The sequence below is a fragment of the Flavobacterium anhuiense genome, from assembly GCF_050990855.1.
Lineage (GTDB): Bacteria > Bacteroidota > Bacteroidia > Flavobacteriales > Flavobacteriaceae > Flavobacterium > Flavobacterium anhuiense_C.
In genome coordinates this window covers 2,969,118-2,990,008 of record NZ_CP158861.1, presented here as the reverse complement: position 1 = coordinate 2,990,008, position 20,891 = coordinate 2,969,118, and the positions used below count along the sequence as shown (strand labels likewise).

Below are 20,891 nucleotides of genomic sequence, written 5' to 3'. Positions count from 1 at the left end.
TATTGATTCTGCTTATAATTCCGTGCCTACTCTGTATATTAAAAAAAAATGAGATTTAACTTACTTGCCTTGCCTTTTTAATGAAATATAAATTTGAACAATATAATTATTTGGATGAAAGAGATCGTCTTAATAAAACAACATCACTAATTTTAATTGAAAATGAAGAACAATATGGAGTTTATTTTTCTACGGAAATTAAAAATTTAAGCCTTTCCTATTTGAAAGAAATTGTAAATTCCCTGGAACAAGTTTTATCGGGCAATTTGCAGCAATATGATTTTGGTTATGAAGTTTACTCCATTGAGTGCAATAAAAACACTTCGTCGATAATTGATATTTATGATGATTGTAAAACTATTACTGAACTTCCAACGCAAGAAATCTATAAGTTTATGAGAGATTGGAAAGATCATTTAATTGAAAACCAAAACAACTAATTAATTTAGTAGTGCTTATATATGGAAGTTTATTTACCAAAGAAACTAAGAGGAAGCTGGCATTTTGAAAGCAACAAATACGGGTACGATTATCAAACTTCGCCATATCCTGAAATTCTATCAGATCTGAAGGTTTTACTAACCATACTTATTGAAGAGAAACTACTGATTCCTAAATTTCTTGAAGGTCGCAGTGAAAAATTAAATTACAGCTCAGTAGACGATTTAATAGAACAAATTCAAAGAGACGACTTTTTGCAAAACTGTTTTGAATTTGGCATTACTGGAGACACTGTTATCTACACCCAACAAGGCGAAGAAACGTATTCTGGTATATTTTGCATAGAAAGTTTTCGTACATTTCAGCAGAGCTTTGTATTATCAACAAAATCAGACATCTGGTTGCCAATGTCTTTTGACGAAGATCAATTTTCGTTTGTTTGGAATTTGGAGCGTTACAACTTAAATTACAATAGACTGACTTCTGCATTAAAAAAAGTTGTTGATGCTACAGGCTGGGAAAATGAAAACTTATTGGTAAAAGAGTTACATGAAAGAGGAAGTTTGCAAATTGGATACGATCTCTTTTTATCGAAAGAAGTTTGCATTAAAGAATTCGGAGAAAATCCTAATTACTCTTTTAATTTAAAGGAATACATAATAAAAATAGACTCTTAATTCATTTTGATATGAAAACTTTAAAGTATAAAATTAAGCCAACAATTTATTTGGAAGATAAAAAACTTTGGATCTTTAATAATGAAATTCTAGATATGCCTTTTTCAATGATAGAAGACGGAATTACAAGCTGTAAACGAGTAATGAGTGGAGAATATCCAGAAATGTCATGGGGCTTGGAAGTATCCGAATTACTGATTCATAAAGAAATAAGTACATTAGAATATCACGGAAAATTTGTGGCTGAAATACCAACGGAAGAGATTTGCGAAATGCTCGAAAAATACAGAGACAAATTAAAAGAGTATGAAAACGAAGCTTAATGTGTTTTTATTCTACTAAATAAAGTCAAAAAAAATAAGACGATGATAACATTTAAAATTTCTAAAGAAGTAGAAGAAAGCATCGAAAGAATAAATCCTTATGGTAGAATTGTTGGTGACTGGACAGGCAAAATTGTTATTAATGGCAAAGAAGACTTAACGTCTACCAATGCGGTTAGTTTACTCAAAAAAATGTTGAACATCTCAGGAAGGCCTACCAAATTATTAATGTCTGATATGAACCACGTAAAAACAAACGATTATGCAACATGGACGGCAGATCAAGAAGACTTTGATTCCTGGTTAGACAATCTTGAAGTTATTGACGAAAGTATAGAACGTACTCTAGCAGATTATTATTTTGACATCTGCCTTGAAGGAAGCAAAAAACATATTATTAAAGATGCTGCATTTTTTTTATTAACTGCGAATGAATATCCGGCAAACAGTATTGAATTATCATTATGGATGAAAATAAATATTTTTTCAGAATGGATATGGGCTGGATTCAATGAAGAATTAAACCAGCCGAATAAACTTTTATTGGGCAAAGAATGCGCAGAATATAATAGAAGTGTTTTGGCAAGTCTATTAAAAAAAATAAAAGAAGATTTTGGAATAGAAGAGCCCTTAACTTTTGAATCTGAAAATATGGATGGAGCGTATGAAAATGGTTTTAAAAATGATTGCAGTCAGTTTAGGTTTTAGCATACTAAAAACTGTTGCTAAAAATTACTTTTTCGCACCCGAATTAATAACCTTAATCAAATAAGTTCCTTCAGGTAAATCACTAATATTAGAAGCATTTGCACTCATTATTTGTCTTCCCTGCGAAAAAACCTCAATGGTTTTACCGCTTTTATTGGTTTCGGCTGGAGCTGCAGAAGTTGTTGAAGTTTTTACGGGCGAAGCAACAGTCTTTTTTGGCATGCTTGAAACAGATGCCGTTTCAGTTGCTATAGCACTTGGTTTCGAACTATTGTATGCTTCCTTAACCTGTTCGTCTGTCATGGCAACGCTATACAACCTTAAATCGTCAATATCTGCATTGATACTTGTTGAGGTATTTAATTTTCCAATATTTAAAATATATCCTTTTGCCGAACGCTGAATTCCATCTGCAGCTTTTAATAATTCGCCATTGCGATAGATTTTAGAAACATTTCCATCATAAGTAATGCTATAGAAATACCAAGTTTCTTTCGCAAGCGGCACAGAAACAATAATATTGTTGGCATCTCCCCATCCTACCAAACTTAAATCTGAATTGCCTGAAATTACCGGTTGCTGTACTAATCCGAAATATTGTCCGTTTACCGCAGCACCGTATCCTAAAATATAATTCGGAATATTGACCGCATTAAATTTTACCCAAACCGATAGTGTTTTTGGTTTATTATCCTGAGGAAGCTCGCCTACTACTGCCTGATACGCTTTATTGGTAAGTCGTAAAGCGCTTTTAGGATTTCCCGTTCTGTCGTTTACAAAAAGTGGTGTTCCTAAAAAAGAAATGGAGTTATCGGCACTGTTTAAATTTCCGTTGAAATTAAATTCCTGCACCGGATTTTGCGCATTGGCAGTTAAAAAATTTACAAACATAAAAGTGAGTAATATTTTTTTCATAATTGTAGCTTTATCAGAATAGGTTTGGTTTAAGGCAAATAGCAATTAGTTACAAAATTTACAAACCGTATATTCTACAGTTTCAAAATTTTGTTTATTATTTTTAGAAATTTTGTTAAAACTATAATTAAAATTCAGCATCTCCAAACAATTCCTACATACAAATATATAATTCTCACAAAAATACTTTTAAAACCTAAAAAAAATATATTTTAAGTATATTTCAAATTAACACGAACTTACTAGTAAAACCAAGAATCAAAAACATGATTTTTTTATGATTCTGTGTGTCACTAGTTTTTTATTTCTAACTTTAACATTATAAGCTGTAAATCAAAGAAATAAACTAAAAGCATGACAAAAACCTTACTCTTATTTTTTCTTTTGTTTTTCTTAAAAATCACTGCACAAGTTTCTGACACTCTCGTACTGAAAAACAATGATATCATTGTAGGCGAAATAAAAACAATGAATAAGGGTGTATTACAAATAGAAACCGATTACAGCAAAGATGATTTTAAAGTAGAATGGAAACATGTTAAAAGTCTTAGTTCACAAAGAGTCCACATTATTAATCTTTCTAATGGGAGCTTGCTGAATGGAAAAATTACCAAAACCAAAACTCCTAATAAATGCGAGATCACTAATATTGAAACTCAAACCAAAAGTATTGTTGACATAACCGATATTGTTCGTATAAAACCGGTAGACGATAGTTTTTGGAGCCGCCTTGACGCCAGTTTCGATGCAGGAATTAAACTTACTAAAGCACAAAGCCTACAGCAATTAACAGTAAATGTAAATTTAGGCTATACGGCAAAAAAATGGTACGGAACCGCCACCTACAAACAAATTCAGTCCATACAGGATGACAGCGATCCAATTCGCAGAATTGATACCGATCTTAGTTATATTCATTTATTGCCAAAAGATTATTTTGTTCCCTTATCAATTGTAACATTAAAAAATACTGAACAAGACATTGATCTTCGTATTGTTTCTAAAGCTGGTTATGGAAAATATCTCATACATAGCAACCAAAAATATTGGGGAATTGCTTCGGGATTATCGTTTAATAATGAACGCTTTACAGGAGCCAGCGAAACTAATAAAAGTTTGGAGTTATTCTTGGGCAGTGACTTAAACTTATATGATATTGGTGATTTTAGCATACAGTCGAAAGTAACTGTTTTTCCGAGTTTAACAGAAAGCAAAAGGATTCGTACCGATTTTTCTGTAGACACTAAATACGATTTGCCTTTGGACTTTTTTATCAAATTATCATTTGTTTACAATTATGACAATAAGCCAAAAGAGGAGGCGTCTAAAGACGATTATGTTTTCCAAACTACTTTTGGCTGGAAATTAGACTAAAAAAGCCTTCTGAACTCTCAGAAAGCTTTCCTTACTATTCCAAAAAACACAATTGCTTACGCAATAAAAAAACTAACTAACATTTAAAAACTAAAAAAACCTTTATTTAGAAGTAATTTTCTTTGACGGAGAACTGGTAATTTTTAATAAATAAGTTCCTTCTGGAAGATCACTTATATTAGTAGCATTGCTTCCCATTATTTTTTGCCCTTGCGAATACACTTCAACCGTTTTGGGCGCACTGTTTATATCGCTTGATGCAACAATGGTTTCATGTGTTGCTTTAGCTTTCACGGCTGTTTTTACTGTTTTAGCATCTACAGGTGCTGAAACCAATAAACCAGCCGTTTTTTCGTTTTCATACAACGCTTTTACTTGATCTGGAGTTAAAGCGACATCATAGATCTTTAAATCGTCTATATCGGCATTAATTCCAACCATCGTATTGATTTCGCCCAATCTAAAAATGTTCCCATTAGTAGATCTCGTCATACCCTCAAGATACTTCAGCAACTTGCCATCACGGTATATTCTAGACATGGCTCCCTCATACGTAATAATATAATTATACCAAACGCTTTTTTCAAGAGTCGTAGACACTATAACATCATTAGAAGTTCCCCAAGCAGCCAAACTCAAATCAGAGTTAGAAGTAGTCGTTCCTTGCTGCAATAAACCACAATATTGAGCATTTAGCGGATTTCCGTAACCCCAAATATAATTTGCGTTTGAAATATCATTAAATTTAACCCAGATACTAATTGTTCTTGAGTGATTTCCTTGGGGTAAATTATCGATTACAGCTTCTAAGGCTTTATTATTTAATCGCTGTGCCCCTTTTATTGCACCTGCTCTGTCAGCTACGAAATTATAAGCGCCGATAAATGAAGTGGTATTTGCAGTATTGTTTAAAGTACCATTAAAGTTAAATTCCTGAATCGGTGTTTGTGCATTCACATTCAAAAAACTTACAAACAATACTGTTAGTAGTAATTTTTTCATAATAGTAGATTTTAGGGATTAAACAACTATTTTATTTTAATACCGCTAAACTATATTATTATGATAGGGAGTTAAAATTTTTCCGACAAATTACCTAAATACTCGTTAAAATAAAGTTTTATATGCATTTTACCGTTGTAAAAACTATTTTTCTAAAATCAATAATACTACAAAAATTTTAAACTAAAATCAGTAAAACTAATAAATTCTTACGTATAAATACGGTATTTTTAATAAATACGTTAAATTTAACTTTAATAAAAATACACATTTTTTAGAAAGGTGCAAAAAAAACTCCATTCGAAATTTCGAATGGAGTTTCTATATTTCAAAAGTACTTATTTACTTTACGAATTCAATTTTTTGAGCTTCTTCCTCATTAACACTGTCAAAGAAACCTTGCTCGTTCATCCAGTCATCGCTGAATACTTTACTCATATAACGAGAACCATGATCAGGGAAAATTGCAATAATATTGCTATCTTTTGTAAATTCTCCTTCTTCCGCATATTGTTTAATGGCTTGCATTACTGCTCCAGAAGTATACCCAACAAATAAACCTTCTTTTCTAGTAACCTCTCTTGCCGAATGAGCACTTTCTTCGTCGGTTACTTTCATGAATTTATCAATAATATCAAAATCTGTAGCAGACGGAATTAAGTTTTTACCAAGACCTTCTATACGGTAAGGATAAATTTCTTTGTTGTCGAATTCTCTTGTTTCGTGGTATTTTTTCAATACAGATCCAAAAGCATCAACTCCTAGTATTCTAATATTTGGATTTTTCTCTTTTAAGAATTTTGCAGTTCCAGAGATAGTTCCTCCTGTTCCGCTGCAAGCAACTAAGTGCGTTATTTGTCCTTTTGTTTGTTCCCAAATTTCTGGACCTGTAGTGTTGTAGTGAGCATCAATATTTAACTGATTGAAATATTGATTAATGTAAACTGAACCTTTTGTCTCTTCGTGCAAACGTTTTGCTACATTATAGTAAGATCTTTCATCATCTGCAGAAACGTGAGCAGGACACACATACACTTTGGCGCCTAAACTTCTCAACATGTCAATTTTATCTTTAGATGATTTTGAGCTTACCGCCAAAATACAATTGTAGCCTTTAATAATGCTTACCATTGCTAAACTAAAACCTGTATTACCAGAGGTTGTTTCGATAATGGTATCTCCCGGCGATAGAATTCCTTTTCTTTCGGCTTCTTCAATAATATATAATGCTATTCTATCTTTTGAGGAATGACCTGGGTTGAAAGCTTCTACCTTTGCGTAGAAATTTCCTTCTAACTCTTCGGTAATTTTATTTAGCTTAATAAGGGGGGTGTTTCCTATTAACTCTAAAACATTATTATAAGCAGTTATTTCTTCTTTCATAAAAAAATAGTTAATCGAAGGTCTTTTTAAATTAACCTTGATAGGTTGCAAATTTAACAAAAAATTTCTAATTAGCTTTTAATTTTTTCTAAATCTAATAAAAAACTAAATTCTTTTGCTAAGTCTTTTAAAGCCTCAAAACGTCCCGAAGCCCCGCCATGACCTGCATCCATATTAGTATCTAGAAACAAAAGCGTATTATTTGTTTTTAAATCCCGCAATTTCGCAACCCATTTAGCTGGCTCCCAATATTGTACCTGCGAATCGTGTAGACCCGTAGACACATACATATTAGGATATTCCTGCGCTTTTACATTATCGTAAGGCGAATACGACAACATATAATCGTAATACTTTTTGTTGTTTGGGTTACCCCATTCATCATACTCTCCAGTTGTAAGCGGAATACTATCATCCAGCATCGTGGTAATTACGTCTACAAAAGGCACCTGAGCAATAACGCCATTATACAATTCAGGAGCTTCATTTACGATCACTCCCATTAAAAGTCCGCCGGCAGATCCTCCTTCAGCATATAGATGTTCGGGAGAAGTAAACTTTTGGTCAATTACAAATTTAGAGCAATCGATGAAATCTGTAAAGGTATTTTTCTTTTTTAACAGTTTTCCGTCCTCGTACCATTGTCTTCCTAAGTCCTCACCTCCTCTAATATGTGCAATGGCATAAACAAATCCGCGGTCTAAGAGCGATAATCTTGTCGAAGAAAAATAAGTATCCATCGTAATTCCGTACGAACCGTATGCGTAAAGTAACAATGGATTTTTGCCATTTTTCTCCAATCCTTTTCTGTAAACCATAGAAATAGGCACTTTTACCCCATCTCTTGCTGTTGCCCAAACTCTTTCCTCTACGTAATTGTTTTTATCAAACTTTCCGCCTAAAACCTCTTGTTCTTTTAAGATTTCTTTGGTTTTAGTTTTCATATTAAAATCAATTACAGAAGACGGCGTTGCTAACGATTGATAGCTGTAACGCAAAATATCAGTATCAAAATCAACATTTGTTGTTGTATAGGCATTATACGTCTCACTGCCAAAAGGAAGATAATAATCTGGCTCGTCTCCCCAAGGCATGATTCTGATATGATTTAATCCGTTTGAGCGTTCTTCAACAACTAAATAGTTTTTAAAAATCTCAATATCTTCCAACAAAACGTCTTCTCTGTGCGGAATAAGATCTACCCAGTTTTTCTTTCCTGTTTTATCTTCTGGCGTTTTCATTAATTTGAAATTAGTCGCCTTATCTTTATTGGTCAAAATATAGAAAGAATCTTCGTAGTGAGAAATACTATATTCCAATCCGCGAACGCGAGGCTGAAAAACAGCGAATTCCCCATCTGGATTATTAGAATTTAAAATTCTATATTCTGTTGTCAAAGTACTTCCAGAACCAATTACAATATATTTTTTTGATTTTTCTTTGCTTATTGATACATTAAAAGTATCATCAACTTCATCATAAACCAGAACATCATTTTCTGAACTGGTATTTAATTTATGCCTAAAAACTTTATCTGCTCTTAAAGTTGTTTCGTCTTGTCTGACATAAAAAATCGTATTGTTGTCATTTGCCCAAACAGAAGCGCCTGTAACATTTTCTATTTTATCAGCCAAGATTTCTCCTGTTTCTAAGTTTTTAACCTGAATGGTGTAGATTCTTCTTCCTACAATATCCACTCCGAAACTGGCAAATTTATTGTCTGGACTAATGCTTAAACCTCCTAATTTGAAATAAGCATGTCCTTTTGCCATTTCGTTACAATTAAAAAGAATTTCTTCTTCCGCAGAAAGACTTCCTTTTTTTCTAGCAAAAATTGGGTAATCCTGACCTGTTTCGAAACGTGTAATATAAAAATATCCGTTATAGAAATAAGGAACAGAAGAGTCGTCTTCTTTAATTCTTCCTTTCATTTCTTCAAACAAACTATCCTTTAATTTTTGGGTATGAGAAGTCATGCTTTCATAGTAAGCATTCTCCTTATTTAGATAATCTATAACCTCAGAATCTTCTCTGTTGTTAAGCCAGAAATAGTTATCAATTCTGGATTCTTTATGTTTTTTTAATGTCTTAGGTATTATTTTAGCCTTTGGGGCCGATATATCATTTTGCATTTATTAAGCATTAATTTTTTAATATGAAGACGCAAAAATAACACAAACCCAACAGAACAGGATTAATTTTTTCTTAAATTATTCTATTGAATTCACACAGCAATATACTAATTTTGTCTGAAATAATTTAAAAAATCAACAAAAATGGATTTAATGGGAATGATGGGTAAACTTAAAGAGACCCAACAAAAAATTGAAGATACAAAAAAGCGTTTAGATACTGTTTTGATTGATGAACAAAGCGCTGACGGATTATTAAAAGTTACAATTACAGCAAGCCGAAAAATAAAATCAATTTCTGTAGACGATTCTTTATTAGAAGATAAAGAACAACTGGAAGACTACTTAATTGTAACATTAAATAAAGCTATTGAAAAAGCTACAAGCGTAAACGAAAGAGAATTAGACGCCGTAGCTAGAATGGATATGCCTTCTATTCCTGGAATGGACAACTTGTTTAAATAAGGAACAAAGGCTCAAAGGTGCAGAGGTTCAAAGTTTTCTCTCAAAGCTTTTAAAACTTTGCGCCTTTGAACCTCTGCACCTTTGAGCCTTTTCTTAGAACTTCGAAAGTGTTTCCAAAACATAAGTATGCATCACTTCTTTATAGTCTAAATGCGTTACAATACGAAGTTTATTATGCCCTAAAGAACTTATTAGGATATTTTTCTGTTTTAATTTCTCAATTAATAATTGATCGCTATACCCTTCCGCAAGCGAAAAAATTAAAATATTGGTTTCTACAGGTTCAATAGCAGAAATCCAAGGTTTTGTGCTTAGAATTTTAGCAATTTCTTTTGCTCTGCGGTGGTCTTCTGCCAATCTTTCGATATTGTGAGCTAAAGCATACAGTCCAGCTGCGGCTAAATAACCCACTTGGCGCATTCCTCCACCTAATATCTTTCTGATTCTCAACGCTCTGTGAATATCAGCTTTACTTCCAAGCAGTACCGAACCAATTGGAGCACCTAATCCTTTAGACAGACAAACCGAAATCGTATCGAAAATAGCTCCAAACTCTCTAGGATTCTGTCTCTTAGCTACTAACGCATTCCAAATTCTAGCGCCATCCAAATGGAACTTTAAATTATGAGCGTCACAAACTTTTTTTATTTCTCTTAAATCTTCTAATTCGTAGCAAGCTCCACCTCCTTTATTGGTTGTATTTTCTACACAAACCAAACTCGTAAGTGGACTATGATAAAATTCTGGATCGTTTATCGCCGCTTTTACTTGCGCAGCCGTTATCATTCCGCGGTTTCCATCTATTAAGCAGCAAGAAACACCGCTGTTAAAAGAAACTCCTCCTCCTTCATAATGATAAACGTGAGCATATTTATCAGCAATTAACTGTTCGCCTGGTTGCGTGTGCAGCTTAATTGCCGTCTGGTTTGCCATAGTTCCAGAAGGAAAAAAAAGCCCAGCTTCCATTCCAAAAAACTCTGCCGTTCTGTTTTCTAATTCAATCACCGTTGGGTCCTGTTTGTATACATCATCGCCGACATGAGCGTTAAACATATACTGAAGCATCTCATAAGTAGGCTTTGTTATGGTATCGCTGATTAAATTTATTTCCATATTCTAAAAACTATATCTTATTTTTGTATGCAAAATTACGTATTACAAATAGTTATTCTTAGCAAGTTTAATAAAATTTAACTCGCTCGTTTCTATAGACCAAATTAACGTAATAATTCTAAAAAACATATAAAAACCTATTAATTAATTTATGACAACAGCCGAACAAGTAAAAGGTATTGTGGAGCGCCTTGGTGCGTTGAGGAGGTATCTTTGACGTCGATGCCAAGCTAATCGAGATTGCCAACGAAGAAGAAAAAACTTTCGCTCCTGATTTTTGGAACAACCCAAAAGAAGCAGAAAACATTGTAAAAAACCTTCGAAACAAGAAAAAATGGATTGAAGATTATGATAAAGCTGTATCCTTAACAGAAGAATTACAGCTGGCGCATGATTTTTATAAAGAAGGTGAACTTTCTGTAGATGAATTAGACGAACAGTATGATGCCGCACAAGCTCACATTGAAAACATCGAATTCAAAAACATGCTTTCTGACGAAGGCGACAGTTTAAGCGCTGTAGTGCAAATTACTGCTGGAGCTGGAGGAACTGAAAGTTGCGACTGGGCAGGAATGCTGATGCGTATGTACATGATGTGGGGAGAAAGTTATGGCTACAAAATCAAAGAACTTAACTTTCAGGAAGGCGACGTTGCTGGAATTAAAACCGTAACTTTAGAATTCGAAGGAGATTATTCGTTCGGATATTTAAAAGGAGAAAATGGTGTTCACCGTTTGGTTCGCATTTCGCCATTTGACAGTAATGCAAAACGCCATACTTCTTTCGTATCGGTTTACGTTTATCCTTTAGTTGATGACAGTATCGAAATCGACATTAATCCTGCCGATATCGAAATCACAACTTCTCGTTCTAGTGGTGCGGGTGGACAAAACGTAAATAAAGTTGAAACTAAAGTTCAGTTAGTTCACAAACCAACTGGAATTCAGATTCAATGTTCTGAAACTCGTTCTCAACAAGACAATAGACAGCGTGCTATGCAAATGCTTCGGTCTCAATTGTATGAAATCGAATTAAAAAAACAGCAAGCGCAACGTGCCGACATTGAAGCTGGAAAAATGAAAATCGAATGGGGTTCGCAAATTCGTAATTACGTAATGCAGCCTTATAAATTAGTAAAAGACGTTCGTACAGGTTACGAAACCAGCGATGTTGATGGTGTAATGAACGGAAATATCGATCCTTTCCTTAAAGCCTATCTAATGATGATGGGACAGAAAGAAGAGGAATAGTATTCAGTCACAGCAACTTGAAACCTGAAACTTGAAAGAAAAAAACAAAACGTTATGATAAAATGGGCAGATGTAATTCATTTTACAAATAAAGGAAATCCAACTCCGGATAAAAGAGTGGAAAAAACGGAAGCAGAATGGAAACAAATTCTAACTCCAGAAGAATTTCAGGTAACACGTTTAAAAGGAACTGAAAGATCTTTTAGCTCAGAAATGTGCAGTTTATTTGAGCCAGGAATTTACGAATGTAAATGCTGTGGCACTTTATTATTTGATGCGAGCGAAAAATTCGAGTCTGGAACAGGATGGCCTTCTTTTACACAACCTGTGAAAGAAAATGCGGTTGGATATCATGCCGACAGATCGCACGGAATGATTCGCGTTGAGGTAACTTGCAATGTTTGCGATTCGCATTTGGGACATATTTTCCCTGATGGCCCTCCGCCAAGCGGATTACGTTATTGCATTAATGCACTTTCTTTGACTAAAGTAAAAGAATAGTTTTCTATTTCAATATCAAACAAAATCGGCTCATTTTTATGTAAAATGAGTCGATTTTTTATTTTAATATCTTCTAAATTTCAAAATATCCCGATTCGTTTTATTTCAATTGATTTTGTAAATTAGCCAACACTATTTTATAAAATCAACACTATATCATGGATTTAAACTTCAATAAAAACGAAGATCACAATAAATTACTTCTTTCAGAACTAAAACAGAAATTTGCTAAAGTAAAACTAGGTGGAGGCGAAAAAAGAATCAAAAAACTTCATGCTGAAGGCAAAATGACTGCTCGCGAAAGAATTGCTTATTTATTGGATGAAAATTCGAAAAGTATTGAAATTGGAGGTTTTGCTGGCGAAGGAATGTACCCAGAACACGGCGGATGCCCCTCGGGAGGTGTTGTGGTAAAAATTGGCTACATTAAAGGAAAACAATGTATAGTTGTGGCTAATGATGCAACGGTTAAAGCCGGAGCTTGGTTCCCAATTACAGGAAAGAAAAACCTTCGCGCGCAAGAAATTGCAATGGAAAACAGACTTCCAATTATCTACCTTGTAGACAGTGCAGGAGTTTATTTGCCAATGCAAGACGAAATTTTTCCAGACAAAGAGCATTTCGGACGCATTTTTAGAAATAACGCTCAAATGAGCAGCATGGGAATCACCCAAATTGCTGCCGTTATGGGAAGCTGTGTTGCTGGTGGCGCTTATCTTCCTATTATGAGCGATGAAGCTCTGATAGTCGACAAAACAGGAAGTATTTTCCTTGCGGGAAGCTATTTGGTGAAAGCTGCCATTGGCGAAACAATCGACAATGAAACTTTAGGTGGCGCGACAACACACTGCGAAATTTCGGGAGTAACCGATTATAAAGCTAAAGACGACAAAGATGCTTTAGATAAAATCAGAAATATAGTTGATAAAATTGGTGATTATGATAAAGCAGGCTTCAGCCGAATCAAAGCCGAAAAACCAGCTTTAGAACCAAATGATATTTACGGCATTCTTCCGAAAGCTAGAACCGAACAATACGATATGATGGAAATCATTAAGCGTTTGGTTGATAATTCAGAATTTGAAGCTTATAAAGAAGGTTACGGGCAATCTCTAATTACTGGTTACGCCAGAATTGATGGTTGGGCTGTCGGAATTATTGCTAACCAACGAAAAGTTGTTAAAACCAAAAAAGGCGAAATGCAGTTTGGAGGGGTAATTTATTCTGATAGTGCCGATAAAGCAACTCGTTTTATTGCCAATTGCAATCAGAAAAAAATTCCTTTGGTGTTTTTACAAGACGTTACCGGTTTTATGGTAGGTTCAAAATCGGAACATGGCGGCATTATTAAAGATGGTGCTAAAATGGTAAATGCGGTAAGTAATTCAGTAGTTCCTAAATTTACGGTTATCGTTGGAAATTCATACGGAGCTGGAAATTATGCCATGTGCGGTAAAGCTTATGATCCTCGTTTAATCTTCTCTTGGCCAAGTGCCGAACTTGCGGTAATGGGCGGAACTCAAGCCGCAAAAGTATTAGCGCAAATTGAAGCTTCTTCGCTTAAAGCAAAAGGAGAAAAAGTAGATGAAGCCAAGGAAACAGAGCTATTCAATAAAATAAAAGCACGTTATGACGAACAGACTTCTCCTTACTATGCTGCTTCAAGATTATGGACAGATGCTATTATCGATCCGTTAGAAACCCGCAATTGGATTTCGATGGGAATCGAAGCGGCAAACCACGCTCCTATTCAAAAACCATTTAATTTAGGAGTCATCCAAGTATAGCGATTCAAGAATTCTCAACGATACGTTAAATAAAAAGCAAAAAATTCATTTTAAAGGTGTTAAAAATAAATATCTAATTAAAAATTAGTAACTTAGTACATAATTTTTAATCACACAACATCATGGAAAATGTAAAAATTTTGAATAAATGGGCGAATTCGCACACTTATTTACCAGTTGATTTAGTACGTATTGTTTTGGGTGGATTTTTATTTATGAAAGGTGTCTCTTTCGTCACCAATATTCAATACCTGCATGATTTGATTTCCCCTATCGATAAGTATGGCGGAGGTATGTTTATGCTGCATTACATTGCTCCTGCCCACATGATTGGTGGTATAATGATTATTTTTGGACTCTTAACGAGATGGGCAATTGCAGCTCAATTACCAATTTTATTTGGTGCAGTACTCGTTAATTCCATGGGAAAAATGCATTCCGAAAGTTTAGCTTTAGCAGTTATCGTTTTATTGGTCTGCATATTCTTTTTATTCTACGGAAGCGGTAAACACTCAGCAGATTATTATTTTAAAATGCAACAATAACTTCTTAAGTCCTCATTTTACTGAGGACTTTTTTTTGAGTGTTAATTAATTCTATAAAATTTCTTTAATTGCGTTTTATGACTTAAATTCGCCGACATGAATTGGATTCGTAAAACCATTGTTTTCATTACGCTTTTGCTAGTAGGATTGTTTGCCAATCAGGCAGATCAGGCTTCTACGCGTATAATTGAAACAGAAAAATCGGATACCAACTTCTGCAAAGACATTCCCGATTCGTCGGCTTTTATCCAGCCACAGGGAAGTTATCAATTTGCGGCAAACCTCAAAACAAATCCTACAGGAGGAATTATTAAATGTTTTGATACGCTTTTACCGCTTATCCCACAGCATCAAACCGTTATCTCTACGATAGCATATACTAAAATCTTTACCACTCAAAGTAAAAAGGTTTTAGTCATACTCTATGCTTTCCATTTTTTCTGGTAAATAAATACTTGATTATTCTTTAGAAGATCTACTCTTCAAGCACTTACATAACCGTTTTCAAACCGAAAGCTGTTTTGCATATCATTTATTTATCTCATTAAAAAATATTATGGAAACTACTACCACAATAATGGGTATTGTGATTTTAATTATTGTCGCTATCCCTGTATATTTCTCTGCACGTTCATCTGCAGCAAGCAAATCGAGAATTTTAAACATCAAGAAAAGATTTAATCCAAATCATCCAGAAGAGTTTGATTTGACAGAATCAATTAACAATAAAACATTGACAATCGATCAAAAAAACAATAAGTTCATTTTAATGAACTTCAATCCAAATCAGCAAGAATCAATATTTGTCGATTTAAATACAATTGCTTCATGCAAATTAATTCCGACAACAGACGCTGGTTCTGACACAATTATCAAAATTGATTTCGAATTTCAAGAAAAAGAAACCTCTAAAAAAATATTAATTCCATTCTATGATTTTGATGATGACCGCATCAAACAGATAAGTGTCTATCAAGATCATCAGTTTGCGAAAAAATGGCTTAAAATCATCCAAGATTCTATATCACGTTAGTTATTTAATTCAGAAAAGAGGCTCAATTTTGAGTCTCTTTTTTTTTACAGCTTATATGATATTTGTCATTTTCCATCTTCTGCCGAAATTTTAACTTTGATATAAACTAAATCCGTCATTATGAAAATTTCTTTGACTCAAAAGTACAATGTCCCAGGTCCTAGATATACTAGCTATCCGACAGTTCCGTATTGGAATGAAGCTGACTTTACAGCAGAAAAATGGATCACAACTTTACAAAAATCATTCACAGAAAGTAATTCAAAGAACGGAATCAGTTTATACATTCACCTACCTTTCTGTGAGAGCATGTGTACGTTTTGCGGATGCAACAAACGTATTACCAAAAATCATTCGGTAGAAGAAAAATACATTCAGGCGGTTTTAAAAGAATGGAAAATGTACTGCGATTTACTTCCAGAAAAACCTGTAATTAAAGAAATACATCTAGGTGGAGGAACTCCAACATTTTTTTCAAAAGAAAATTTAGAAAGTCTTATTAATGGGATTTTTGATCACGCTGTAAAAGCAGAAAATCACGAATTCAGTTTTGAAGGACATCCAAACAATACAACTTACGAACAACTTAAGAAGCTATATGATTTAGGCTTTCGCAGAGTAAGCTTTGGCGTTCAGGATTACTCTGCAACGGTTCAAAAAGCGATTAATAGAATCCAGCCATTTCATAATGTTGCCAAAGTTACTTTTTGGGCTAAAGAAATTGGCTATACTTCTATTGGACATGATATTATTTTCGGACTTCCGTTTCAAACTATCGAAGATGTAATTGATACGGTCGAAAAAACAAATTCATTAAAACCAGACAGATTAGCCTTTTACAGCTATGCGCACGTACCTTGGATAAAAGGAAACGGACAACGTGGCTTTAATGAAGAGAACCTTCCAAAAGATGCAGAAAAAAGAAAACTGTATGAAATAGGAAAAAAACTCCTAATTCAAAACGGTTATCATGAAATTGGCATGGATCATTTTGCTTTAGCAGATGACAGTTTATACAAAGCTGCACATAACGGAAAACTGCATAGAAATTTTATGGGTTATAGCGCTTCTAAAACACAAGTTATGATTGGTCTTGGCGTTTCTTCTATAAGCGACAGCTGGTACAGTTTTGCGCAAAACACCAAAAATATTGACGAATATTATGGAATTTTAGAATCTGATAAACTTCCTGTTGTAAAAGGTCATATTTTGAACGATGAGGATCTTATCATTAGAAAGCACATCCTTAATCTAACATGCGAACTGGAAACTTCCTGGACTGCAGAATCGCTAAACTTCACTGAACTTCCAGAAGTTTTAATAGCTTTAAAAGAAATCGAAAACGATAATTTAATTGTTATCGAAAGTAATAAAATCAAAATTACAGAAGAAGGAAGACCATTTGTACGTAATATTTGTATGGCTTTTGATTTACATCTAAAAAGAAAGTCACCGGAAACAAATCTGTTTTCGATGACTGTATAAAATTTTTTAAATATATTTTTTAGTGGCAGTTTGGAGTCTGCTGTACAAATAAACTCATATTTGAAGGCGAGATATAAGGTATTCCTAAACCTAGTCCTCTCAGGATAAATAAAACTCCAATTATAACCGCTACATAAGGAATTGCTTTTTGAATTTTATTTCGAAATGGCAATTTCAACAATGTATTAACATAAACTACAACTGTCATAAGTGGTATTGTTCCGATTCCAAATAAAAGCATGTAAAGAATACCGTAACCCGCACTTTGCATGGCAATTGCTCCAAATAGGGCAACATAAACCATTCCGCAAGGCAAAAATCCATTTAGAAGACCAATTGTTAAAAGAGATTTGTAGCTCTTATTTTTAAACTGACTTCCAAGATTGGCTTTAACCTTTGAAATGAGTTTATAAACTGGTTTTGAAAAATTATATTGAGCAAATTTCTTTTCTGGTATCAAAACAACAATAATCATAATTACACCAATAATTATTGACATTTTCTGTTGTAACCCTGCTAAGAAAAAACCTCTTCCAAGTAAACCAAAAATTAAACCGATCGTAGCATAAGCTGTTAATCGGCCGAAATGATACGTCATGATTTGCGTTACTTTTTTGGCTTCATTTTGCCTTTCTACAGGTAGCATCATGGCAATGGGCCCGCACATTCCAACACAATGCAGACTACTGATTAAACCTAAAAAGAAAGCTGAAAATAACATGGCGTTTAGTTTACGTAAATAACTTCTTTAGTGAGATATTTTTTTCCCTCATATTGCCATTCCATATTTACATCCCAACGTCCTTTCAATAGTTTTTTCTGTGGAATAATAATTTCTGAATTCGTTAAAGCAATTTGAGTATTAAAATCGAATTTTTTGTTTGAAGGTCTATACAATTGAATATTTCCTTTCACTTTATCACTTTCAAATCCTGCAGGAAAAGTTACAGCTACACCATTTTCTGTGTATTTGATTGATGGCTTATGCTGTAAATCATGAGCATTTTGAATTCTTGCCATTTCTTCCTGAAAATGCGTGTCATGTTTGTAATATTCTTCAACAACCAAATCATTATCGTATTTAGAATTTGATTGCACTTCAAAAACAAAATATAAAATAAACGTCATAAACAATCCGAACGCAATGACGATTCCAGTTCCCCAATTAAATTTCATAATAGTATATTTTTAATTAAAACTTCGTGGTCCTAAGAAATTTGTTGTTGTAGTTTCTAAGAGTTGCGAACCATTATAAACTCCTATTTTTACTTTTGTTTTATCACTTTCCAATAAAACTTCATCAATTTCGATAAATAATGTTCCTTGAGAAATTCCTTCTTTGGCAACTTTAAAATGCCTTTTTCCCACATTTTTAATTTCTCCTTTTTGATCAATTAATTCGAAATGAATATCATTATACTCTTTCATGGTTTTGTTTACAATTTTATAAGTGTAAACGTTACTGATTTTTTCTCCATTATGCTGAAACAACTGACCAGGCAAACGTAAAACTACTGCCTGAACATCCGTTCTTAAAAACAACATTCCAACAAAAATACTCAACAAAATAAAAAGAACAGCTGAATAACCCTTCATTCTTGAGGTGAATTTGAAAGGCTCTTTTTTTGCAATTTCATCTTCAGAGGCGTAACGGATTAATCCTTTTGGTAATCCTACAGATTCCATAATATGATCACATTCGTCAATACAAGCAGTACAGTTAGTACATTCTAATTGAGTTCCATTTCGAATATCAATTCCCATTGGACAAACGTGTACGCATTGAAGACAATCGATACAATCTCCTTTTCCTGTTAATGCTCTATCCTCTTTTTTATTAAATTTTGCACGACCTTCTTCTTTTTCACCTCTAACAAAATCGTAAGCAACATTTATAGATTTATTATCTAATAGAACACCTTGCAATCTTCCGTACGGACAAGCAATAATACAAACCTGTTCACGAAACCATACAAAAACAAAATAGAAAACTCCGGTAAATATAAGTAGTGCTATAAAATTACTAGCCTGCGCAATTGGCCCCTCCTCAATCATTAAAAATAATTGGTCGCTTCCTACCAAATAAGCAAGAAAAACATTAGCAATAAGGAAAGAAATTACAAAGAAAATAGTCCACTTGGTGAGTCTCTTTCTAATTTTTTCTGCATTCCATTCTTGTTTTGCTAAGCGAGTTTGGGCTCCGCGATCGCCATCAATCCAATATTCTATTCGACGGAAAACCAATTCTAAGAAAATAGTCTGTGGACAAATCCATCCGCAAAAAATCCTTCCGAAAACAACGGTAAATAAGAGTATAAACACAACGCCGATTAGCATTGAAATTACGAAGAGATAAAAATCCTGTGGCCAAAAAGGGAATCCAAAAATATTAAAACGACGTTCGATAATATTGAACATCATAAATTGGTTTCCATTTATTTTGATAAACGGATTTATGAATAAAATTGCCAATAAAACGTAGCTAACAATTTTTCGGTAATCGTAAAATTTACCAGACGGTTTTTTAGGAAAAATAAATTTCCGTTTACCACCTTCATCTATTGTTCCAATGGTATTTCTAAAAGCTTCGTCTGGTAAATTTGACATGGTATTCTAATTATTTTTTAACTTCAGTGGTATCTTTTGTAGTTGCTGCAGAATCAGTTTTAGGAGCGCTATCGTCTACCCAAACCTCTCCTTCTGCTTCTTTTGGATCTTTAGGATTGCTTCCTTGCAAAGACAGAATATAACTTGCAACTTTTTGTATTTCTTTTGGCTTCAGCGTTCCCTTCCAAGCAATCATCCCTTTTCCGTCTCGACCTCCATTTGTAATGGTATGGAACAGATTTTTAATTCCTCCTCCTAAAATCCATTTATCATCTGTAAGGTTTGGTCCAATTTGTCCTCCTGCATCGGCACGGTGGCATGCAGCACAGTTTGTTGTAAAAATTTCTTTTCCTGCTGCTAAACTTGGTTCATCAGTCAATAAAACAACTGTTTTTTCGTCCATCAAATCTGGAGCAGTTTTCATGTACTCTTCAACATCAATTTTTGCTTGAGCCATTTCTTTTTTCAACTCCATTTCTTGGTCATCGGCACCTAAAACATCATAACGAACTACATAAATTACTCCGAAAATGATACAGATGTAGAATAAATACACCCACCAAGGCGGTAAATTATTATCCAGCTCTTTGATTCCGTCATAATCATGATCCATCAATAAGTCGGCTTCTTTTTCAATTGGCTCAGTTTTAGTCAATTTGTGCATTAGATTTTTAAACCACGTGCTTTCTTTAAAACTTAAACTTTCTTCAAGTTCTCTTTGTGCTTTTTCTTCTGGTGATAATAATTGATACATCACTCGATTTACAGCGCTAAGCGTAATTTCGATTGCAATCAGAATAAACAAAAAGACAAATAAAAAGAGCGAAACCATAGGGAATTTTATAAAAGCGGGCTTATCGCCTGAGTCTATAAAATACTCCATCAAAGCAAATACGATGAAGAAAATCAACGGTACTCTAACATATACTGGGAAAAACTTTTTCATTTTTAACTATCTTTTGTGATTACACTAAGTCCTTCATCTAAAGGTATATTACTCATTTCTTGAATTTTTTCTTTTCTATAAGAAAATACCCAAATACCTAATCCTACAAAGAATAGGAAGAAAATCAAGAGGGAAATAATCGGGTAAATTTCTATACCCGATATTGTTTCCATATTGTGTTTTATTTGTTCAAACATAATGCTG

Annotated in this window: 23 protein-coding genes; 13 read left to right on the top strand and 10 right to left on the bottom strand. The window is 33.7% G+C overall.

The window, feature by feature from the left end:
* Window positions 1-80: 80 nt before the first annotated feature.
* The 4 genes from ABTV69_RS13320 to ABTV69_RS13305 are packed head-to-tail and all read left to right on the top strand — an operon-like array spanning window position 81 to window position 2,149.
* The gene (locus ABTV69_RS13320; RefSeq protein WP_433829497.1) at window positions 81-440 is read left to right on the top strand and encodes a hypothetical protein; all 360 of its coding nucleotides are present in this window, start codon (window positions 81-83) and stop codon (window positions 438-440) included.
* Window positions 441-461: 21 nt separating this feature from the next.
* Entirely contained in the window at window positions 462-1,118 is a 657-nt protein-coding gene (locus ABTV69_RS13315; protein ID WP_433829496.1) for a hypothetical protein, read from the top strand.
* Between the two features lie 11 nt (window positions 1,119-1,129).
* A complete protein-coding gene (locus tag ABTV69_RS13310; RefSeq protein WP_433829494.1) occupies window positions 1,130-1,441 on the top strand; it encodes a hypothetical protein in 312 nt (103 codons plus the stop codon).
* Between the two features lie 42 nt (window positions 1,442-1,483).
* Window positions 1,484-2,149, top strand: a complete 666-nt coding sequence (locus ABTV69_RS13305; RefSeq protein ID WP_433829492.1) for a hypothetical protein — start codon at window positions 1,484-1,486, stop codon at window positions 2,147-2,149.
* A gap of 24 nt (window positions 2,150-2,173) precedes the next feature.
* On the opposite strand, the gene ABTV69_RS13300 is transcribed toward ABTV69_RS13305, so the two are convergent.
* A complete protein-coding gene (locus tag ABTV69_RS13300; RefSeq protein WP_433829490.1) occupies window positions 2,174-3,064 on the bottom strand; it encodes a LamG domain-containing protein in 891 nt (296 codons plus the stop codon).
* A gap of 354 nt (window positions 3,065-3,418) precedes the next feature.
* On the opposite strand from ABTV69_RS13300, the gene ABTV69_RS13295 reads away from it, so the two are divergent.
* On the top strand, window positions 3,419-4,438 hold the full coding sequence (locus ABTV69_RS13295; RefSeq protein ID WP_433829488.1) for a DUF481 domain-containing protein: 1,020 nt from the start codon (window positions 3,419-3,421) through the stop codon (window positions 4,436-4,438).
* Between the two features lie 102 nt (window positions 4,439-4,540).
* On the opposite strand, the gene ABTV69_RS13290 is transcribed toward ABTV69_RS13295, so the two are convergent.
* The 3 genes from ABTV69_RS13290 to ABTV69_RS13280 form a co-directional block, all read right to left on the bottom strand.
* A complete protein-coding gene (locus ABTV69_RS13290) occupies window positions 4,541-5,440 on the bottom strand; it encodes a LamG-like jellyroll fold domain-containing protein (RefSeq protein WP_433829486.1) in 900 nt (299 codons plus the stop codon).
* Between the two features lie 342 nt (window positions 5,441-5,782).
* Window positions 5,783-6,823 carry a PLP-dependent cysteine synthase family protein gene (locus tag ABTV69_RS13285; RefSeq protein WP_433829484.1) on the bottom strand — a complete coding sequence of 347 codons (1,041 nt, stop codon included), beginning with the start codon at window positions 6,821-6,823 and terminating at the stop codon, window positions 5,783-5,785.
* Window positions 6,824-6,894: 71 nt separating this feature from the next.
* Window positions 6,895-8,955, bottom strand: a complete 2,061-nt coding sequence (locus ABTV69_RS13280; protein WP_433829482.1) for a S9 family peptidase — start codon at window positions 8,953-8,955, stop codon at window positions 6,895-6,897.
* A 144-nt stretch (window positions 8,956-9,099) separates the two neighbouring features.
* Between ABTV69_RS13280 and ABTV69_RS13275 the strand changes: the two genes are divergently transcribed.
* On the top strand, window positions 9,100-9,420 hold the full coding sequence (locus ABTV69_RS13275) for a YbaB/EbfC family nucleoid-associated protein (RefSeq protein ID WP_433829480.1): 321 nt from the start codon (window positions 9,100-9,102) through the stop codon (window positions 9,418-9,420).
* 93 nt (window positions 9,421-9,513) lie between these two features.
* On the opposite strand, the gene ABTV69_RS13270 is transcribed toward ABTV69_RS13275, so the two are convergent.
* A complete protein-coding gene (locus ABTV69_RS13270; protein WP_433829478.1) occupies window positions 9,514-10,533 on the bottom strand; it encodes a threonine aldolase family protein in 1,020 nt (339 codons plus the stop codon).
* A gap of 151 nt (window positions 10,534-10,684) precedes the next feature.
* Between ABTV69_RS13270 and prfB the strand changes: the two genes are divergently transcribed.
* From prfB to hemN, 7 genes are all read left to right on the top strand, one after another.
* Window positions 10,685-11,783, top strand: a protein-coding gene (gene prfB, locus ABTV69_RS13265; RefSeq protein WP_433829476.1) for a peptide chain release factor 2 whose coding sequence is annotated in 2 segments (ribosomal slippage) — window positions 10,685-10,747 and window positions 10,749-11,783 — 1,098 coding nt in all. Because the reading frame shifts where the segments join, the coding sequence is not laid out codon by codon here.
* 54 nt (window positions 11,784-11,837) lie between these two features.
* Window positions 11,838-12,284, top strand: coding sequence for a peptide-methionine (R)-S-oxide reductase MsrB (msrB, locus tag ABTV69_RS13260; protein ID WP_433829474.1), 447 nt, complete (start codon window positions 11,838-11,840; stop codon window positions 12,282-12,284).
* A 158-nt stretch (window positions 12,285-12,442) separates the two neighbouring features.
* Window positions 12,443-14,071: an acyl-CoA carboxylase subunit beta gene (locus ABTV69_RS13255; RefSeq protein ID WP_433829472.1), complete on the top strand. Its 1,629-nt coding sequence runs from the start codon at window positions 12,443-12,445 to the stop codon at window positions 14,069-14,071.
* 122 nt (window positions 14,072-14,193) lie between these two features.
* Entirely contained in the window at window positions 14,194-14,616 is a 423-nt protein-coding gene (locus tag ABTV69_RS13250) for a DoxX family protein (RefSeq protein WP_433829470.1), read from the top strand.
* 96 nt (window positions 14,617-14,712) lie between these two features.
* Window positions 14,713-15,063: a hypothetical protein gene (locus ABTV69_RS13245; RefSeq protein ID WP_433829468.1), complete on the top strand. Its 351-nt coding sequence runs from the start codon at window positions 14,713-14,715 to the stop codon at window positions 15,061-15,063.
* A gap of 109 nt (window positions 15,064-15,172) precedes the next feature.
* Window positions 15,173-15,649 carry a hypothetical protein gene (locus ABTV69_RS13240; protein WP_433829466.1) on the top strand — a complete coding sequence of 159 codons (477 nt, stop codon included), beginning with the start codon at window positions 15,173-15,175 and terminating at the stop codon, window positions 15,647-15,649.
* 120 nt (window positions 15,650-15,769) lie between these two features.
* On the top strand, window positions 15,770-17,134 hold the full coding sequence (hemN, locus tag ABTV69_RS13235) for an oxygen-independent coproporphyrinogen III oxidase (RefSeq protein ID WP_433829464.1): 1,365 nt from the start codon (window positions 15,770-15,772) through the stop codon (window positions 17,132-17,134).
* A 19-nt stretch (window positions 17,135-17,153) separates the two neighbouring features.
* Here the strand turns inward: hemN and ABTV69_RS13230 are convergent, their stop codons facing one another.
* Genes ABTV69_RS13230 through ABTV69_RS13210 form a run of 5 tightly spaced genes read right to left on the bottom strand, consistent with a single transcriptional unit; the run spans window position 17,154 to window position 20,884 of the window.
* Complete coding sequence (locus ABTV69_RS13230; RefSeq protein ID WP_433829462.1) at window positions 17,154-17,855, bottom strand: sulfite exporter TauE/SafE family protein; 702 nt, start codon at window positions 17,853-17,855, stop codon at window positions 17,154-17,156.
* A 5-nt stretch (window positions 17,856-17,860) separates the two neighbouring features.
* Window positions 17,861-18,310 carry a FixH family protein gene (locus tag ABTV69_RS13225; protein ID WP_433829460.1) on the bottom strand — a complete coding sequence of 150 codons (450 nt, stop codon included), beginning with the start codon at window positions 18,308-18,310 and terminating at the stop codon, window positions 17,861-17,863.
* A gap of 12 nt (window positions 18,311-18,322) precedes the next feature.
* Window positions 18,323-19,741 carry a cytochrome c oxidase accessory protein CcoG gene (gene ccoG, locus ABTV69_RS13220; protein ID WP_433829458.1) on the bottom strand — a complete coding sequence of 473 codons (1,419 nt, stop codon included), beginning with the start codon at window positions 19,739-19,741 and terminating at the stop codon, window positions 18,323-18,325.
* Between the two features lie 10 nt (window positions 19,742-19,751).
* Window positions 19,752-20,687, bottom strand: coding sequence for a cbb3-type cytochrome c oxidase N-terminal domain-containing protein (locus ABTV69_RS13215; protein WP_433829457.1), 936 nt, complete (start codon window positions 20,685-20,687; stop codon window positions 19,752-19,754).
* A 2-nt stretch (window positions 20,688-20,689) separates the two neighbouring features.
* Window positions 20,690-20,884 carry a cbb3-type cytochrome oxidase subunit 3 gene (locus ABTV69_RS13210; protein ID WP_433829455.1) on the bottom strand — a complete coding sequence of 65 codons (195 nt, stop codon included), beginning with the start codon at window positions 20,882-20,884 and terminating at the stop codon, window positions 20,690-20,692.
* Between the last annotated feature and the right edge of the window lie 7 nt (window positions 20,885-20,891).

Bases quoted from the DNA above. Each gene is read 5' to 3' on its own strand.
- ABTV69_RS13320 (WP_433829497.1), top strand. From the start codon at position 81: ATGAAATATAAATTTGAACAATATAATTATTTGGATGAAAGAGATCGT.
- ABTV69_RS13315 (WP_433829496.1), top strand. From the start codon at position 462: ATGGAAGTTTATTTACCAAAGAAACTAAGAGGAAGCTGGCATTTTGAA.
- ABTV69_RS13310 (WP_433829494.1), top strand. From the start codon at position 1,130: ATGAAAACTTTAAAGTATAAAATTAAGCCAACAATTTATTTGGAAGAT.
- ABTV69_RS13305 (WP_433829492.1), top strand. From the start codon at position 1,484: ATGATAACATTTAAAATTTCTAAAGAAGTAGAAGAAAGCATCGAAAGA.
- ABTV69_RS13300 (WP_433829490.1), bottom strand. From the start codon at position 3,064: ATGAAAAAAATATTACTCACTTTTATGTTTGTAAATTTTTTAACTGCC.
- ABTV69_RS13295 (WP_433829488.1), top strand. From the start codon at position 3,419: ATGACAAAAACCTTACTCTTATTTTTTCTTTTGTTTTTCTTAAAAATC.
- ABTV69_RS13290 (WP_433829486.1), bottom strand. From the start codon at position 5,440: ATGAAAAAATTACTACTAACAGTATTGTTTGTAAGTTTTTTGAATGTG.
- ABTV69_RS13285 (WP_433829484.1), bottom strand. From the start codon at position 6,823: ATGAAAGAAGAAATAACTGCTTATAATAATGTTTTAGAGTTAATAGGA.
- ABTV69_RS13280 (WP_433829482.1), bottom strand. From the start codon at position 8,955: ATGCAAAATGATATATCGGCCCCAAAGGCTAAAATAATACCTAAGACA.
- ABTV69_RS13275 (WP_433829480.1), top strand. From the start codon at position 9,100: ATGGATTTAATGGGAATGATGGGTAAACTTAAAGAGACCCAACAAAAA.
- ABTV69_RS13270 (WP_433829478.1), bottom strand. From the start codon at position 10,533: ATGGAAATAAATTTAATCAGCGATACCATAACAAAGCCTACTTATGAG.
- msrB (WP_433829474.1), top strand. From the start codon at position 11,838: ATGATAAAATGGGCAGATGTAATTCATTTTACAAATAAAGGAAATCCA.
- ABTV69_RS13255 (WP_433829472.1), top strand. From the start codon at position 12,443: ATGGATTTAAACTTCAATAAAAACGAAGATCACAATAAATTACTTCTT.
- ABTV69_RS13250 (WP_433829470.1), top strand. From the start codon at position 14,194: ATGGAAAATGTAAAAATTTTGAATAAATGGGCGAATTCGCACACTTAT.
- ABTV69_RS13245 (WP_433829468.1), top strand. From the start codon at position 14,713: ATGAATTGGATTCGTAAAACCATTGTTTTCATTACGCTTTTGCTAGTA.
- ABTV69_RS13240 (WP_433829466.1), top strand. From the start codon at position 15,173: ATGGAAACTACTACCACAATAATGGGTATTGTGATTTTAATTATTGTC.
- hemN (WP_433829464.1), top strand. From the start codon at position 15,770: ATGAAAATTTCTTTGACTCAAAAGTACAATGTCCCAGGTCCTAGATAT.
- ABTV69_RS13230 (WP_433829462.1), bottom strand. From the start codon at position 17,855: ATGTTATTTTCAGCTTTCTTTTTAGGTTTAATCAGTAGTCTGCATTGT.
- ABTV69_RS13225 (WP_433829460.1), bottom strand. From the start codon at position 18,310: ATGAAATTTAATTGGGGAACTGGAATCGTCATTGCGTTCGGATTGTTT.
- ccoG (WP_433829458.1), bottom strand. From the start codon at position 19,741: ATGTCAAATTTACCAGACGAAGCTTTTAGAAATACCATTGGAACAATA.
- ABTV69_RS13215 (WP_433829457.1), bottom strand. From the start codon at position 20,687: ATGAAAAAGTTTTTCCCAGTATATGTTAGAGTACCGTTGATTTTCTTC.
- ABTV69_RS13210 (WP_433829455.1), bottom strand. From the start codon at position 20,884: ATGTTTGAACAAATAAAACACAATATGGAAACAATATCGGGTATAGAA.